This is a genomic window from Bacillus sp. EE-W1 (genome assembly GCF_009760835.1).
GTDB classification, from domain to species: Bacteria; Bacillota; Bacilli; order Bacillales; family Bacillaceae_G; genus Bacillus_A; species Bacillus_A wiedmannii.
Window position 1 is genome coordinate 1 of record NZ_WIPE01000081.1, and the last position, 16,143, is coordinate 16,143.

Sequence of the window (16,143 nt, forward strand, 5' to 3'; positions counted from 1 at the left end):
GTTAATTCTGGTTCTGGAGCTAAGTGTAAGTATGTGAATAAAATTAAACCTTCGCGGAAATAGCCGTATTCACTTGCAACTGGCTCTTTTACCTTCATAACCATATCTTGATTCCATGCTTCTTCAGCAGTTTCAACAAGTTTCGCACCAGCTTGTACGTATTCTTCATCTGTAAAGCCTGATCCTATACCTGATCCTTTTTGAACAAAAACTTCATGACCATTTTGTACTAAATGTACCGCTCCCGCTGGCGTCATTGCCACACGGTTTTCATTATTTTTAATTTCTGTTGGAATACCGATACGCATTATTAGTTCCCCCTTGAGTTATGAAATGACCCCTGAATCATTTTTAAAGCGCTTTCTACGCTCTTATATTTTAACATAATATCTCAATATTTGACAAAAAATAATACAAGTTTTCCGATAGATTTAATCTTACATTAAAGGACAGTATTATCCGCACCTCTCAGCGTAAAGGATAAACTGTCCAATTATTCAAAACTTCACCTTATTTCGCTCTATCGATGTCTATGAATAACATCTACTGCACCAGTTACTTCAATAATTGTACCGGTAATCATATCGGAATCGTCTTCACATAAAAACGAAATCGTTCTTGCGATATCTTCACCTGTTCCAGATCTACCAATTGGTGTTTTATGTTCTTTCAATTGACGTGCTTCTTGAATTGTCGCTTCTTTCATTTCACCAATAATATCACCAGGACATACCATATTTGCAGTAATACCATATTCTGCTTCTTCGTAAGCAATTGTTTTCGTTAATGAAACAAGTCCTACTTTCGCTGCTGCAAAAGCTGAACGATAAATCCATCCCGGTGCGCTATCTGCCCCTTGGAATCCGTAATTAATAATACGGCCAAAGTTCTGTTTTCTCATAACCGGAACGACAAGTTTTAATAAATGAAATACCGCTGTTAAATTACCCTGAATCATTTCATTCCATTCGTCTTCTTCATAATCGACTAACTTTTTTCGTTCAAATACATATGGACCAGCATTATTAATTAAAAAGTCAATTTTACCAAAACGGCTTATCGCTTCTTCTACTATTTTATGTAAATCTTCCTTTTTCGTGACATCCGCTTGCACGAATTGTAGACGCTCTTCCATATTTTTATATGTTTCTTTCATCGTTTCCATAGCAGTTATATCGCTATGATATGTTACTGTTACTGAATACCCTTTAGCCAATAACTTTTCTGTTACTTGCTTTCCTAAACCTTTCGTACCGGCTGTAATGAGCGCGTGTCTCACAAACATGCCTCCTTTTAAATTGCTATACTTCATATGTAACAAGTTCTCGCCTCAATTACAACTAAAATGAATTAAAGCAAAGTTTTCAAAATTCTGTAACGTTTCTGGCAAGCACATTACCAAAATTTGCTTTATAATAAAGTTGTAAACGGTAATAAAAATGATTGGGAGGAATTTACTATGAATAATACATATACAAATATTTTAATCGCGGTGGATGGTTCTAAAGAAGCAGAAAGAGCTTTTAAAAAAGCAATTCAAGTCGCAAAACGCAACAATGCAACATTAACAATTGCTCATATCGTTGATGTAAAAGCATACTCAGCAGTAGAAGCTTATAGCCGCGCAATTGCTGAACGTGCAAATCTATTTGCAGAAGACTTATTAGAAGACTACAAAAAAACTGCGCTTGAAGCTGGCCTTGAAAAAATTGAAACTGTATTAGAATTTGGTAATCCTAAATCTAAAATTTCAAAAGAAATCGCTCCAAACCATAAAGTAGATTTAATTATGTGTGGTGCAACTGGTTTAAATGCTGTTGAGCGTTTCCTAATTGGTAGCGTCTCTGAACATATTATTCGCTATGCGAAATGCGATGTCCTTGTTGTTCGTGGTGATGAGGAGCAAGGTGATCTTTAATTCATAAATAAAACACCAAGTCCACATGTTTTACTGGTGGATAAGGGAAATGAAGCTTTAGGCTTGAATGAACAATAAATACATGTTGCTCAACAATGATAAAAAAGGAGTGGGTAATCCACTCCTTTTTTTCACGAATGTGTAAGAAGAATAAAGATGTTTCATTTTACTCATAAAAATAAATCTTCTCTGTTTTTCTCCACTCTTACATGGATTTTAAAATCCTCATTTTTTAATTGATTTTCTAATCAAGTTTAAACTGTATTCTACTTAATTCTTTGAGTAATTGGATGGTCATCTTTTAGTTGTAACAAATCCCATAAATTCCCGTACAAATCCTTGAATACTGCAACTATTCCATATTCTTGCTCTTTCGGCTCTCTCACAAATTCTATTCCTCTTGAAATCATTTCATTATAATCTCTCCAAAAATCGTCAGTATTTAAGAAAAGAAAAACTCTGCCGCCTGATTGGTTACCGATAAAGGAATCTTGCTCAGGTTTAGATGCTCTAGCCAGTAATATTGTGGTGCCGACTGAACCAGGAGGAGATACCACTACCCATCTTTTGTTTTGCTCTGGCTGATATATATCTTGGACTAGTGTGAAATTTAGTTTCTTTGTATAGAACTCTATTGCCTCATCGTAGTCTTTTACTACTAATGCGATATGAACTATTGATTGAACCATTATTATCCCTCCTATTATTACTGAATAAGCAAATTATAGTATAACATTTCTTGCTTTAATCTATCTATTAGCTTAATAACACAGGCTCTTGTTTTTCTTCATTTCACATACTTCACTATAAATACAAAACAAACAACCACTACAACAGCTACTTCCAATACATATGGCGGTAAGAACTTCAAAGACCATAATGCCATCATGATAGTCGCAACCATTAAATACGATTGTCGTGCATCTTCTGTCATTTTTTTACGAAGCAAGAATACATACAAATAACCGATTGGCGGCGTAATAAAGCAAAGAACATATATAATTTTAGATTTCAAATATCATTTTTGTTCCCCGAGCTTCTGTATATCTTCTTCTATTCTCTTATGCTCTTGCTCTCTCGCTTCTTCTACAAGCGGATTTTCCTCTTCTCCTCGCTTTTCTTTCATATAAGGAAGAAAGTGCACGAAAAAATAGTATGCAAATACGAACGCTCCAAATCCAATATTTAATCTTTCTAACGGAATATGCTCACTAAAAAAAACAGCAGCTATCACTAAAGAAAAACAATACGTCGTCATCCAAAATGAACGTTTTCTCTTTTTCCGTTCCATTTCTTTTTTATCTTGTACATGTTTTCTTTTCGAAAGCCATATCGAAATACAGCAATCTACTACAAATAGAATAAAGATAAATATCCCAACGTGTACTGTTTCTACATCCTCAAATGAAAAGATATTTGGGAATGCAACATGTAACACAATTAGTGTGTACAAAATTATCCCTATAAAATAAATACGTCTCATTTTCCATTCCTTTCTTATTTCCTAACTTTAGGTTAACATACATTTTTTAGAAATAGACGGACAAAATATATATGTTAAAAAAGGAGGATGCTATATGAATGATTCTGAACGTATTATTTTAGATGTGAACGGGAAAGAGCTCGAAATGTTAGATACAATCCGTACACATTTTAAAGAAAAACATGGTGTGGAACTAAGTAATGGTGCATTACTTAGAGATTTGATGGATATTGAGTATATTCGAATTACGGAAGATCGACATAAGTATGATTAACTTTAAGCAATAAAAATCACAAAAAAGGTACGCTTCTCTCTACTAAGATTCGCGTACCTTCTGCCCTATAAATCAATCAACTTCCAACAAACTCTCCAACTAATCCCTTCGCCTTCTCCAAAGCTTTCTCAATTTGCTCAAATCCTGTCCCGCCAGCACTGTTACGACGCTTTACAGCTGCATATGGTGAAAGAACTTCATACAAATCTTCTTCAAATAATGAGCTCATTTCTTTATATGTTGCAAGTGGTACATCTACTAAATAAATTCCTTTTTGTGTGCAGTGTAGCACTAGCTTCCCAACAATTTCATGAGCTTGACGGAATGGGAGTCCTTTGCTGGCCAAGTAGTCAGCAATTTCTGTTGCGTTAGAGAAATCTTGCGTCACAGCTTGCCCCATTTTTTCTTTGTTTACAGTCATCGTCTCTAGCATGCCTGCCATAATATGAAGGCAGCCTTCTACTGTTTTTACTGTATCAAACATTCCTTCTTTATCTTCTTGCAAGTCTTTATTGTAAGCGAGCGGTAATCCTTTCATGACTGTAAGTAAACTAAATAAATTACCATATACTCTGCCTGTTTTACCACGAATAAGTTCCGCCATATCCGGATTTTTCTTTTGTGGCATAATGCTGCTTCCCGTTGCGTATTGATCGCTCATTTCAATAAATTGAAACTCTTGGCTACTCCATAAAATAAGTTCTTCGCAGAAGCGTGATAAGTGCATCATGAGCATAGATGAGTTACTTAGGAACTCCAGTATGAAATCACGATCGCTTACTGCATCTAAACTATTTTCATAGAGTCCATTAAATCCAAGAAGCTCCGCACTATATTCTCGGTCAATCGGGAATGTTGTCCCAGCTAACGCTCCTGCTCCTAATGGTGAAATGTTAATGCGCTTTAATGAATCTTCATAACGATTCACATCACGCTCTAACATCCAAAAGTAAGCGAGAATATGATGAGCAAATGAAATTGGCTGCGCACGCTGCAAATGCGTATAACCAGGCATAATGGTTTCAATATTATTTTCTGCTTGATGAACAAGAACAGTTTGCAATTGTTTTGTAGCTTTTATAATATGTTCTACTTTTTCTTTCAAATATAAATGCATATCAGTCGCTACTTGATCATTACGGCTTCGTCCTGTATGAAGTTTCCCTCCTACTTCACCGATTTGTTCAATTAACATTTTTTCAATGTTTAAATGAATATCTTCTGCTTCTACTGAGAATTGAAGCTTATTCTCTTTTGCTTCTTTTAATAAATACTGAAGCCCTATCTTTATTTTCTCTGCTTCTTCTTTCGTAACGATACCTTGCTTTGCTAGCATCGTTACGTGCGCAATACTTCCCTTTATATCTTGATTTACTAATTGTTGATCGAAGGAGATGGATGCTCCAAACTCTTCAACCCACGCTTCCGCTTCTTCTGTAAAACGTCCGCCCCAAAGTTTGCTCACGCTTCCACCTTCTTTTGATTCACTTGGCTGTATACTTTCGTCGGTAAACCGAATAATGAAATGAATCCAACTGCTGCATCATGATTAAATTCGTCCTGAGCAGTATATGTTGCTAATTTTTCGTCATATAAAGAGTACTCAGATTTACGTCCTTCTACAATCGCATGGCCTTTAAATAATTTCACACGCACTGTACCTGTTACATTTTTTTGCGTTTCTTGTAAGAAAGCATGAAGCGCTTGTTTTAAAGGAGAGAACCATAAACCGTTATAAATAAGTTCTGTTATTTTCTGCTCAATCACCGGTTTAAAATGTGCTACTTCTTTTACGTGCGTTAAATCTTCCAGCTCTTTATGTGCTGTGATTAACGTCATTGCCGCTGGACATTCGTATACTTCACGCGATTTAATACCAACGAGGCGATTTTCTACGTGATCGATACGTCCAACGCCATGTTTTCCAGCAAGCGCATTTAACGTTTTAATTAATTCTGAAAGTGAATATGCAGTGCCATTTAAAGTAGTCGGTACACCTGCTTCAAAGCCGATTTCTACAAACTCTGGTTTATTCGGTGTATCTTCTAATGCCAATGTCATCTCATACGCATCTTCTGGCGGCGCTGCCCATGGATCTTCTAAAATACCACATTCGTTACTGCGTCCCCATAAGTTTTGATCGATTGAAAACGGGCTGTCTAAATTAATCGGAATGGGTACATCGTTTTCTTTTGCATATGCAATTTCTTCTTCACGTGACCATTTCCATTCACGTACAGGCGCAATCACTTCTAAGTAAGGATTTAACGCTTGAATAGAAACTTCAAAACGAACTTGATCATTCCCTTTCCCTGTACATCCGTGTGCAACTGCAGTCGCCCCTTCTTGTTCTGCAATTTCTACTAATTTCTTAGCGATAAGTGGACGAGATAATGCAGAAACGAGAGGGTATTTCCCTTCGTATAACGTGTGCGCTTGCATCGCCATCAATGCATATTCATTTGCAAATTCCTCTTGAACATCAATCATATATGATTTAATTGCACCTACTGAAAGTGCCTTTTCTTTTACGAATGCTAAGTCTTTACCTTCCCCTAAGTCTAAACAAAGCGCGATAATATCATAATTCTTCTCTTGTAACCATTTAATTGCAACGGAAGTATCAAGACCTCCAGAATATGCTAATACCACTTTTTTCTTCTCCATTTTGCATCCCCCTAAAGAATAAATATTCATTTTCTTTTATAATAATACACACTTTAACACCTTTCACAAAATGTATCAAGAGTCATTTTCAAATTTTTTCAAACAATTCCGTCGAGCTTCTTTCTGTTTTCATGTACAATATAAGCAGGAAAACGGGGGTGAACTTATGGAAAAATATTTCTTATACGATGATCATCTAGGAATTGAAATTCCGTATTTACAAGAAGATTGGGAAGATATCCCCGAAAAAATACAGCATGCTATTTTATTAAAGTGGGAACAAGTTCGAGGAAAGATTCCTGATCGTATAAAAGAACTCGAGCACTCTATTAATGCAAAACAGCATCATTTAAATAACGAAGAAAACTTCGAAATTTCTTGCAAACTTAATTCAGAAATTGCCGATCTCGCTTCCATCATTAATGACCTTTGGCTTTGGTATCGACTCACTCAAAATGTATCTGAGGGAAAAGCACACCAATGAAAAAAGCATGTCCCTCAATTACTTTGGGTCATGCTTTTTTGTCGTAACACGATTTACAATATATTTCTTGTGCTGTTTTCGCTAAACACACATCGAACGGTCCAACTAATATACTTCTTTCCTTTGGCAACTTTACAAAAGCAACGAGCTCTTCTTCATATTGAATCTTTTTCTGACATGAAACGCATACTAATTCTTTTCTTTTGAACATGTCTTTTAGCATATCTTCTCTCTCCCTTTCATCTATCTATATTGATATAATCTCATAACAATTAAGACTTGTAAAAAAATGACACATTCTGAAGCGAATTATTCATATACTATGTACAAAAGGAGGTCTCAATTTTATGCGAGCTTTCATTATTATCGCTTTAACTTTTTTAAGTGTGATTAGCTGGGATGCGTTTTTTAAAGATAAAGGTGACCAGAAAGATACAACTGAATAAACGCCATCTCTTTCTTACTTATTGGACAAACATTAAAACACTGTCCAATTCTGCAAAATAACTTAGGCTTTTCTACAAAAATATTTAAACATAACAATTTTTGTAGATTTCCTCCGCTTATTGTCGGTTTCCATCCGCATACATTTTTTGAAAGTATGATATAATAATATAAATCTTGAAGGAAGGGATTTTGATATCATGATCGCTCGAAGGAGCATGTGGCATCGTATTGACGAATCATACACGTAGCGTATTTTTCAGCTCAGATACTTTAGTCTAGCGAAAAAAATACGAGAGTGGGGAAATTATGATTGCCCGAAGGATAATTTGGCAAAAAAAAGACTCTTCTTACACGTAGCGTTTTGTTTAGGACTTAATTGTTACTAGCTAAACAAAACAAAGAAGAGCAGGATTGCTAAATGAAGAATCCTACTCCACGTTTTGTTTAGTCGTTTTAAGACTTAAACTAAAACGAAGGTAGGGAGAATTGATGGACGAGAGGATTATTCGTTATTTCTTCAGCGACATATAGCGTAGTTAGTTTTTTTCGTAAACTAACTGAAGCTACATGTGAGCTCGTAGTTAGTTTACAACACAAAAAGGACTACTAACTACGGAAAGAAGGAATAACGATGAGGAACATCCAAAGTCGACAAATTATTAAAGAAATTTTTATGGTTTTAATCGGTTCATTTATTTTAGCAGCAGCGCTATATCACATTCACTTCCAAAACCACTTAACAGAAGGTGGATTTGTAGGAATTGCACTATTTATCCAAAATTTTTATGATATTTCACCATCTATTTCAACTGTAATTATGGATATCCCAATTATTTTATTATGTGCTTCATTTTTAGGTAAAAAAATGGTTGGTTATTCATTCCTAGGTTCGATTTCATTCGGAGTATTTTATTCTCTTATGGAAAATTATTCTCCATTTACGGTCGATTTATCAAATAATTTATTTATAGCTGCAGTAGTTGGCGGTGCGTTAGCTGGTATTGGACTCGGTTTTATATTGCGATTTGGCGGTGCAACCGGCGGAGACGACATTTTAACAATTGTATTAAGTAAACGAACTCGTTTTACAATTGGGCAAATTTTCTTCGTCTTTGACGCGATTGTTCTTGCGCTTTCATTATATTATTTAAATTGGACAGAAATTGCTTTTACTATTCTTTCAATTGCTGTACAGGCAAAAACATTGGATTTAATTTATTATCCAAAAGCAGAGAAAAAAGCAGAAAAGCAACCAGTATCTATTCCAATGTCCAAAAAGCATGCAACAAATTAAAAAAAGCGAAAGGCTTCGGCCTCTCGCTTTTTTTACGCTCTTTTTTCCTTCTCGACTATGTGGCGCACTTGATAAAATCTATTTGCAAATTCAGTAACATTTCTTGTTAAACGATAGTTCACTGTAGACCCGATTGCCATTCCAATTACCGGAATACCTTGGAATAATTTACGACGAAGAGCATAAATCGAAAATGTTTTCAAAATTTGTTTTAACACAACCTCAGTAGAAGCTGGTTGTAATACCGCTTCGTCTCCTTCATAGAAGAACGAATCTTCTTGCTCTAGCTCTTGCAGTAAATTGTACCATGCGTATTGCTGAAGCCTTCCTGGTAGTAATGACGCATGAAACACCTTTAACGCAAGCATCATTTCATAAGGCTTGTTCACATCATGTCCAAATGATGTTGCAATAAGTTGGACAGCCTTCACATTTAATGCAATCATAACCGGAAAATCAGCCGTTAATAATAATAAACCTCCAGCACCCGTTGCTCCGCCTTGTACGAATGAATATAGGCGATGTCGCGCTGTTTGCTGCTCTGCTATGTATGTTAACTGATCAATAGATAATGCTTTCAAATCTTCTAGTTGCTCAATTGATTCATCAAATAATCTCGACGTTCCTAAAATACGATTACGCGCGTCTAACTGTGATTGTGAACTTTGAATCAATGCATGCAAATGAAAGAGCCATCCATCTGCTTTCGTAAAGAAATCTTTTCGTTTTTTCTCAGGTAATTTCGCAATTGTCGTATGTACCCATTTATCAAAAATTTTTTGAAAATCAGTCGCTTCTTGCTCAACTAATTGCGATTCCCATTCTTTTATATTGTCTAAAATGGCTTGTTCTCGCTTCGATCGCATCGTAACAACCACCTCGTTCGATTTTTTTCTATTGTAACATATTTCTGCTTATTCTTTGCAAATATGCTTGTCTATCTTTATTCACATTCCATTTTTTAGTGACATAAAATATTAGCAAAAAGGATGAGATAAATCACATGAATCTATCCAATATAAAAAAAGAATATAATGCAGTATTCAGCTTAGGACAAAACTGCTGGCCTGCTTGGGCGTTATACCAATTCGAATTATCACCCTTTTTTGGTGTTATCGATTTTATGCTAAGCCCTTCATTAGAAAAAGTGAATGTATTATTACAAAATCGATTTGACCGTTTTCTACAGTTCGAAAACTTATCTTTCATCTCATTTTGGGATGATGGTGCGAAATTAAGACTCCGTGACAACCTATATGAAATCGAATCCTGCCACGACTTTAAAACAGATGTAAACACACCAACTTCTTGGCCTTCTTATACAGAAGTTAAGTTAAACTATGAGCATCGAATTCATCGTTTTCTAACTACAATTGAAACGGCAGAATCCATATTGTTTATTCGAACTGGAGGAACATACGAAGAAGCGCATTCTTTGGAACACATTTTATCTCAAATAGTTAAACATAAATTCTCTGTCCTATTACTACTTCCTGCAGATGTACCAAATGTTGCCCAAGAAGATTGGGGATTACAAAATATTTGCGTTATAAAATGCCCTATTATGGATGTATACCAGTACAATGAAGCATTTTGGAGTGACCTATTTGATGGACTCACGATTAGACCGCAGTCCTAAATACACGATACTTTTTATTACAAAACACATTATAATCATCCTTATACAAAAGAAATAAGGAGTAATTATATATGTATCCACGTGCAAAAGCTTTTGGCATTGCTATACATCACGGTAGACTTCTCGTACAAGAATATCATACAGGCGATGAAACATATTACCGACCTCTTGGCGGTTCAATTGAACTTGGTGAAAAATCAGCACATACCGTTATTCGCGAATTTCAAGAAGAGCTTCACACAGAAGTGGAAATCACCAATTATTTAGGCTGCTTAGAAAATATCTTTCATCTAGATGGAGAAATTGGTCATGAAATCATTCAGCTATATTCTTTACGCTTATTAGACATGTCACTATATGAAATGGAAATACTGAATATACAAGATGAACAAACACTGTCATATGCAAAATGGATTTCCCTCACTGCATTCATTCAAAAAGAGAAAGCACTATATCCAGATGGAATCTTGAAATATATCCAATAGAAAAAAGACGAAACCCTATAGGATCTCGTCTTTTTTTCATATAGTATATTAACCAATATCTCCAAGACGTAGTACGTCACGAGCGATCATAACTTCTTCGTCAGTTGGAATTACGATAATTTTTACTGGAGAGTGTGGGAAGCTGATGAATGCTTCTTCACCAAATACGTTATTACGTTTTACGTCGAAGTATACGCCCATGTACTCAAGGCCTTCTAATACACGCTCACGAATAATCGCACTGTTTTCACCTACACCAGCTGTAAAGATGATAGCGTCAACGCCTTTCATACGAGCTGTGTAAGAACCGATGTATTTGTGGATACGGCTTACGAATACATCAAGTGCTACTTTCGCACGGTGGTCGCCTTCTTCTTCTTTCGCAATGATGTCACGTAGGTCACTAGAGTAACCAGTAAGACCTAACATACCACTCTTCTTGTTTAATACGCTAACTACTTCTTCTACTGTTTGGCCTGTTTTTTCCATGATGTATGGAATTAAAGCAGGGTCAATGTTACCAGAACGTGTACCCATTGTTACACCAGCAAGTGGAGTGAAGCCCATAGAAGTATCGATAGATTTACCGCCTTCTACTGCTGCGATACTTGCACCATTACCTAAGTGACAAGAAAGTAAGCTTAAGCTTTCAAGTGGACGACCTAATAATTCAGCCGCACGCTCAGTTACGTATTTATGAGAAGTTCCGTGGAAACCGTATTTACGGATACCGAATTTTTCATAGTACTCATATGGTAGGCTGTATAAGAATGCAGATTCCGGCATTGTTTGGTGGAATGCTGTATCGAATACTGCTACTGCTGGTACGTTTGGTAATACTTCTTGGAATGCTTTAATACCAACAAGGTTTGCTGGGTTATGAAGTGGTGCTAAATCGCTTAACTCTTCGATATCAGCTAATACTTCATCAGTAATTAAAACAGAGTCAGCAAATTTTTCGCCGCCGTGAACAACACGGTGACCGATACCGCCAATCTCATCTAGAGACTTAACGATTCCGTTTTCAGTTAATTTTTTAAGAAGCATATTTACTGCTACTGCATGATCTGGAATATTTGTAATTTCTTTTTGTTTTTCGCCATCTACAGTAATAGTGAAGATACTATCTTCTAAACCGATACGTTCTACTAAACCTTTTGTTAATACTGTTTCACTTGGCATTTCAAATAATTGGAATTTTAAGGAAGAGCTTCCTGCGTTAATCGCGATGATTTTTGACATCTAGTCTTTCGCCCCTTTTTCTCTTGGTAGTTGTGTGGATATGTCCACAAACCGCTCGATTTTATCTGATCAAATTCACTAAATATGAAAACGTTTCATCATTAGTGAATTTTATACTCACGATTTTAATTTAAACATCGTCCGACATATATTTCAAGTGAAAAAATTGTAACACCAAGAAAAAATATATATTACAGATTTCAAAAAAATTCAGTTTAATCTAGTATATATTTAAAAATATGACATATCCTATAAAACTGTACTACATGAATTACTAATCCTGTTACATATACCTTGCCTTATTTGTGGGTTGCAAACCAAGTATTTAATTGATCCATAATGTTCTCCATCGCCTTCATGTTGGAGAATTTAGGTAACTCCACTAATAACGCCTGTTTTGGCATTGTTACACTAGGACCTTTCTTTTGGAGAACAAATATACTTTTTGCATTTTTCTCGTTTTTAAACATGGAAACAGGTAGCTGTAATAGCCCTTGAATAAAACATGTTTCTTTAATAAATGCATGTAATTTTGGTGCTTGATCACTTTCAAAAATGAAGTTTGGTACTAGGAAGAATAAGTACCCGCCTTCTTTCGTATGTTTCACACTTTGTTCAATAAATAGGTGATGGGCATACGACATTCCTTGATCTGCTTTTAACTTATATTCACTTGCACCGATTTCATTTGGATAGTAACCAATCGGTAAGTCTGAAACGACTGCATCAACCGGATCGATATAAAGTGGCGCTAGTCCATCTTGATGGAAGAATTCGATTGCATGCTTTTGTAAATTCGCATTTACTAAAGCAAGTTTAATTAACACTTCATCCACTTCTACACCAAATCCACTCATTGCTAGTCCTTCTTTGGCGCTATTAAATACTGTAGTCATTAAGTTACCTGTTCCAATTGCAGGATCTAAAACAGTAATTTCGTTTTGCCCTTGCATAAATTTATGGAATAAGTAGCTCATGAACATTCCAACTGCATCAGGCGTCATTTCGTGATTCGCTTGTACGCCTTCTTTCATTCCTTTTAAAATGGCTAACTGAAATGCTTTACGAATTTCTTCACCTTTATATGTTTCTTCATTAAACGTACTATATTCACGATTCAGCCTTTCAATTGCTGATTCGGATAATTCCTCTTGTAAAATTGCTCCTTCAAACAAGTTATCACCTGTTTCTACAAGCGCCTCTAAATATGTTACATCTAATTCTTTACGTAAAACTACCGCAGAAGAATCAAAAATAGAAAATAATGTTTCTACTGTCTGACTCACGTACATTCCTCCTTCTCTCTTTTACACATAACTTATATCATACCACAAAGTGTTTTTTTCCAAAAAGAAAAAGCGACCTCCTGCAAAGAGCTCCCCTTTAAGTTATATATGATATAACGTTTTTTCTCATATATTGGTACCATTACGCAGCAATACATGAGAAAAAACGACCTCTTTATAAGAGGTCATTTCTTCACATTATTTTGCCGCTTTAGCTGCTTCTAATGCTGCTTCATAGTTTGGATGGCTTGTACCTTCGCTTACGTATTCTGCGTAAACTACTTTGTCGTTGCTATCTACTACGAATACTGCACGAGCAAGTAAACGAAGCTCTTTCATTACTAAGCCGTAAGCTTCACCGAATGAAAGATCGCGGTGGTCAGAAAGTGTAACAACATTTTCTAAACCGTTTGCTGCACACCAGCGTTTTTGAGCGAATGGTAAGTCAGCGCTAATTGTTAACACTTTCGCGTTTTCAATACCTGCTGCATCTTGGTTAAAACGACGTGTTTGTGCATCACACACACCTGTATCGATTGAAGGTACAACACTAATTAATTTTACTTCGCCTTTGTATGTTTCTAAACTTACTGGAGATAAGTCATTTGCTAATACTTGGAATTCTGGCGCTTGATCGCCAACTTTAACTTCTGTTCCAACTAAAGTCATTGGGTTACCTTTAAAAGTTACGTTTGCCACTTGAAAATCCTCCCTTATTTAAACAAAATATGTACAATGTAAATGATAGTTTGTCCCTATCGATAATGCAAATAAAATCGCTTTATTTACAAAAAAATTAAAGAAGCTAATCCATTGATTAGCTTCTTTATTTGTTAAATTTGAAATTCAGGATCGTCTTCTTTTCGTTTATCCATCATTTCTTTCACTTTATCAACAGCTTGTGGTGCTAATTCAATTATTTTATCGATGACGTGTGTTTGCTTATCTAAATGCAACACTTTTACACCTTCTCCATTTATTACAAGAAAAGCAACAGGATTAATAGAAACTCCTCCACCACTTCCCCCGCCAAATGGATGACGGCCTGAATGTTCTACTTTACCAAATTCACTTCCACCAGCAGCGAATCCGAAACTAACTTTTGAAACGGTAAGAATTACACTTCCATCTGCCGCTTTAATCGGATCACCAACAATTGTATTTACATCAGTCATTTGTTTTAAATGCTGCATTGCGGTTGTCATTAAACCTTGAATTGGATGGTCCACTTTATATCCCCCCTATGCTTGAACTGATTTTTCATTCGTACCAGATCTTTGTCTTCTCATAAACGTGAGTAATTTGATACCCGTTTTTATAGCACGAAATATACGAAAAGATGCTGTTAACTCACATCTTGATGCAAATCCTTTCCCTTGAAAAACAGGGGTGATTTCAAATTCTGGTACGTCAACAATATGCATATATTGTCCTACAACTCCAGCAGCCATTCCTTTTGTCCCCCATGCATATCCAGTGACAATTCCAGTACTAGCTGCATCACCTGCTCCAATTTGGGTGTGCCATTTCCAACCATTGATTTTTACTCGTTTGAGAAAATCTTTAACGATAGTATGAACTTCTTGCAGCTTTTTTATCAGTTCCCCTATACTATCAAGTTGTGCCATAATTTTATTATCAATTCCGCCTTCTTCTTCAGCTTTTTCGATTTTCTCTCCTGTCTTTTTCTGCTGTTTTTCAATTCTTTCCAATACGTCAAACGTATATCGAATCATCCATATTTTCACTTGAAACAAACATTGCTTTTCCATTTCTGAATATAAAAATGTCACTTTAAGCTTTATTTTCGACAATAGTATAAGCAAAATAAAAAGGAGAAGAATTATTATTCCAATCACGAGCCACTTCATACGTATCATCCTTTCACTCCGTACCCATTATCGACAAGTTTATTCATCATTAAACAGAATCCTTTAAAATTGAATATAAAAATTTTTCTAAAAATAAAAAGGGATTTTGACATTTTATATCGAAATATATTATTTGAACATATCGTCGGGGAACATATTTGGATGATATGTAGCACGAAGAACAGAAAATTTAACTGCAGTGGAGGGATACATAATGGCAGATCGTCGCAATTTATTTTTCTTTTATGGTGATGACAAAGCAACGCTCGTTGAAAAAATGAAACCAATCTATCGTATTTTAGAAGAGAATGGTTTTACCATATTAGATCATTCAAAAAATGCAAACGCTATCGTCAGTGTTGGAGATGATGCAACTTTCTTACAAGCCGTTCGTCAAACTGGTTTTAGAGAAGATTGTTTATACGCAGGGATTTCTACGAAAGATGAAACTTCTTTCTACTGCGATTTCCATATTGATCACGTCGATACAGCCCTTCAAGAAATTACAAAAAATGAAATTGAAGTGCGAAAATATCCAACAATTCAGGTAGATGTAGATCACGGTACATCTTTCCATTGTTTAAATGAGTTCTCATTACGCTCTAGCATTATTAAAACATTCGTTGTAGATGTTCACGTTGATGATCTATATTTCGAAACATTTAGAGGGGACGGTTTAGTTGTTTCTACCCCAACAGGAAGTACAGCTTACAATAAATCATTACATGGTGCGGTTGTTGATCCGCTTATCCCATGCTTCCAAGTAAGCGAATTAGCATCTTTAAATAACAACACATACCGTACGCTCGGTTCACCATTCATTTTAAATCACGAGCGTACACTAACTTTAAAACTACGACCAGACGGTAACGATTATCCAGTTATCGGTATGGATAATGAAGCGCTTAGCATTAAACAAGTGGAAAAAGCTGTTGTACGCTTAAGCGATAAACAAATTAAAACAGTTAAATTAAAAAACAATTCCTTCTGGGAAAAAGTACAAAGAACATTTTTATAGCATTAAAATAACCGCCGAATTATGGGATCCCATAA

18 protein-coding genes and 2 pseudogenes are annotated in these 16,143 nt (G+C 35.6%); 7 read left to right on the forward strand and 13 right to left on the reverse strand.

What is annotated here, in order from left to right:
- Window positions 1-308, reverse strand: a pseudogene (locus tag GFJ36_RS23810) (alanine dehydrogenase); the annotation flags it as partial.
- A 212-nt stretch (window positions 309-520) separates the two neighbouring features.
- A complete protein-coding gene (locus tag GFJ36_RS23815) occupies window positions 521-1,312 on the reverse strand; it encodes an SDR family oxidoreductase (RefSeq protein ID WP_060486605.1) in 792 nt (263 codons plus the stop codon).
- Window positions 1,313-1,459: 147 nt separating this feature from the next.
- On the opposite strand from GFJ36_RS23815, the gene GFJ36_RS23820 reads away from it, so the two are divergent.
- Window positions 1,460-1,918 carry a universal stress protein gene (locus tag GFJ36_RS23820; protein ID WP_001066680.1) on the forward strand — a complete coding sequence of 153 codons (459 nt, stop codon included), beginning with the start codon at window positions 1,460-1,462 and terminating at the stop codon, window positions 1,916-1,918.
- Between the two features lie 266 nt (window positions 1,919-2,184).
- On the opposite strand, the gene GFJ36_RS23825 is transcribed toward GFJ36_RS23820, so the two are convergent.
- Both GFJ36_RS23825 and GFJ36_RS23830 read right to left on the reverse strand, forming a co-directional pair.
- Complete coding sequence (locus GFJ36_RS23825; RefSeq protein ID WP_088064563.1) at window positions 2,185-2,607, reverse strand: VOC family protein; 423 nt, start codon at window positions 2,605-2,607, stop codon at window positions 2,185-2,187.
- A gap of 98 nt (window positions 2,608-2,705) precedes the next feature.
- A pseudogene (locus tag GFJ36_RS23830) lies at window positions 2,706-3,401 on the reverse strand (hypothetical protein).
- 94 nt (window positions 3,402-3,495) lie between these two features.
- Here GFJ36_RS23830 and GFJ36_RS23835 point away from each other — a divergent pair.
- Window positions 3,496-3,675, forward strand: coding sequence for a hypothetical protein (locus GFJ36_RS23835; RefSeq protein ID WP_046956214.1), 180 nt, complete (start codon window positions 3,496-3,498; stop codon window positions 3,673-3,675).
- A gap of 76 nt (window positions 3,676-3,751) precedes the next feature.
- Here GFJ36_RS23835 and argH read toward each other — a convergent pair whose 3' ends face one another.
- Both argH and GFJ36_RS23845 read right to left on the reverse strand, forming a co-directional pair.
- Window positions 3,752-5,140 (reverse strand): argininosuccinate lyase, encoded by a 1,389-nt coding sequence (argH, locus tag GFJ36_RS23840; RefSeq protein ID WP_087985402.1) that lies wholly within the window; start codon window positions 5,138-5,140, stop codon window positions 3,752-3,754.
- Window positions 5,137-6,342, reverse strand: coding sequence for an argininosuccinate synthase (locus GFJ36_RS23845; RefSeq protein WP_000412317.1), 1,206 nt, complete (start codon window positions 6,340-6,342; stop codon window positions 5,137-5,139). The genes argH and GFJ36_RS23845 overlap by 4 nt, the downstream gene beginning before the upstream one ends.
- 166 nt (window positions 6,343-6,508) lie before the next feature.
- On the opposite strand from GFJ36_RS23845, the gene GFJ36_RS23850 reads away from it, so the two are divergent.
- Window positions 6,509-6,826, forward strand: a complete 318-nt coding sequence (locus tag GFJ36_RS23850) for a radical SAM protein (RefSeq protein WP_088064564.1) — start codon at window positions 6,509-6,511, stop codon at window positions 6,824-6,826.
- A 28-nt stretch (window positions 6,827-6,854) separates the two neighbouring features.
- Here the strand turns inward: GFJ36_RS23850 and GFJ36_RS23855 are convergent, their stop codons facing one another.
- The gene (locus GFJ36_RS23855; RefSeq protein WP_000910293.1) at window positions 6,855-7,049 is read right to left on the reverse strand and encodes a hypothetical protein; all 195 of its coding nucleotides are present in this window, start codon (window positions 7,047-7,049) and stop codon (window positions 6,855-6,857) included.
- A gap of 855 nt (window positions 7,050-7,904) precedes the next feature.
- Between GFJ36_RS23855 and GFJ36_RS23860 the strand changes: the two genes are divergently transcribed.
- The gene (locus GFJ36_RS23860; protein ID WP_048544413.1) at window positions 7,905-8,567 is read left to right on the forward strand and encodes a YitT family protein; all 663 of its coding nucleotides are present in this window, start codon (window positions 7,905-7,907) and stop codon (window positions 8,565-8,567) included.
- Between the two features lie 32 nt (window positions 8,568-8,599).
- Here GFJ36_RS23860 and GFJ36_RS23865 read toward each other — a convergent pair whose 3' ends face one another.
- Window positions 8,600-9,433 carry an EcsC family protein gene (locus tag GFJ36_RS23865; protein WP_001256865.1) on the reverse strand — a complete coding sequence of 278 codons (834 nt, stop codon included), beginning with the start codon at window positions 9,431-9,433 and terminating at the stop codon, window positions 8,600-8,602.
- A 137-nt stretch (window positions 9,434-9,570) separates the two neighbouring features.
- Between GFJ36_RS23865 and GFJ36_RS23870 the strand changes: the two genes are divergently transcribed.
- Together GFJ36_RS23870 and GFJ36_RS23875 are read left to right on the forward strand one after the other, a co-directional pair.
- A complete protein-coding gene (locus tag GFJ36_RS23870; protein WP_097889196.1) occupies window positions 9,571-10,206 on the forward strand; it encodes a DUF1796 family putative cysteine peptidase in 636 nt (211 codons plus the stop codon).
- Between the two features lie 71 nt (window positions 10,207-10,277).
- Complete coding sequence (locus GFJ36_RS23875; protein WP_087985406.1) at window positions 10,278-10,691, forward strand: NUDIX hydrolase; 414 nt, start codon at window positions 10,278-10,280, stop codon at window positions 10,689-10,691.
- Window positions 10,692-10,739: 48 nt separating this feature from the next.
- Here the strand turns inward: GFJ36_RS23875 and ackA are convergent, their stop codons facing one another.
- From ackA to GFJ36_RS23900, 5 genes are all read right to left on the reverse strand, one after another.
- A complete protein-coding gene (gene ackA / locus GFJ36_RS23880; RefSeq protein WP_000034571.1) occupies window positions 10,740-11,933 on the reverse strand; it encodes an acetate kinase in 1,194 nt (397 codons plus the stop codon).
- 299 nt (window positions 11,934-12,232) lie between these two features.
- A complete protein-coding gene (locus tag GFJ36_RS23885) occupies window positions 12,233-13,219 on the reverse strand; it encodes a class I SAM-dependent methyltransferase (protein ID WP_141542729.1) in 987 nt (328 codons plus the stop codon).
- A 198-nt stretch (window positions 13,220-13,417) separates the two neighbouring features.
- Window positions 13,418-13,918: a thiol peroxidase gene (gene tpx, locus GFJ36_RS23890; protein ID WP_046956210.1), complete on the reverse strand. Its 501-nt coding sequence runs from the start codon at window positions 13,916-13,918 to the stop codon at window positions 13,418-13,420.
- A gap of 134 nt (window positions 13,919-14,052) precedes the next feature.
- On the reverse strand, window positions 14,053-14,448 hold the full coding sequence (gene ytfJ / locus GFJ36_RS23895; protein WP_000350005.1) for a GerW family sporulation protein: 396 nt from the start codon (window positions 14,446-14,448) through the stop codon (window positions 14,053-14,055).
- A 12-nt stretch (window positions 14,449-14,460) separates the two neighbouring features.
- Window positions 14,461-15,099: a DUF2953 domain-containing protein gene (locus tag GFJ36_RS23900; RefSeq protein WP_088064566.1), complete on the reverse strand. Its 639-nt coding sequence runs from the start codon at window positions 15,097-15,099 to the stop codon at window positions 14,461-14,463.
- 205 nt (window positions 15,100-15,304) lie between these two features.
- Here GFJ36_RS23900 and GFJ36_RS23905 point away from each other — a divergent pair, with 205 nt between their 5' ends.
- Window positions 15,305-16,108 (forward strand): NAD kinase, encoded by an 804-nt coding sequence (locus tag GFJ36_RS23905; protein ID WP_048544426.1) that lies wholly within the window; start codon window positions 15,305-15,307, stop codon window positions 16,106-16,108.
- Window positions 16,109-16,143 lie beyond the last annotated feature (35 nt).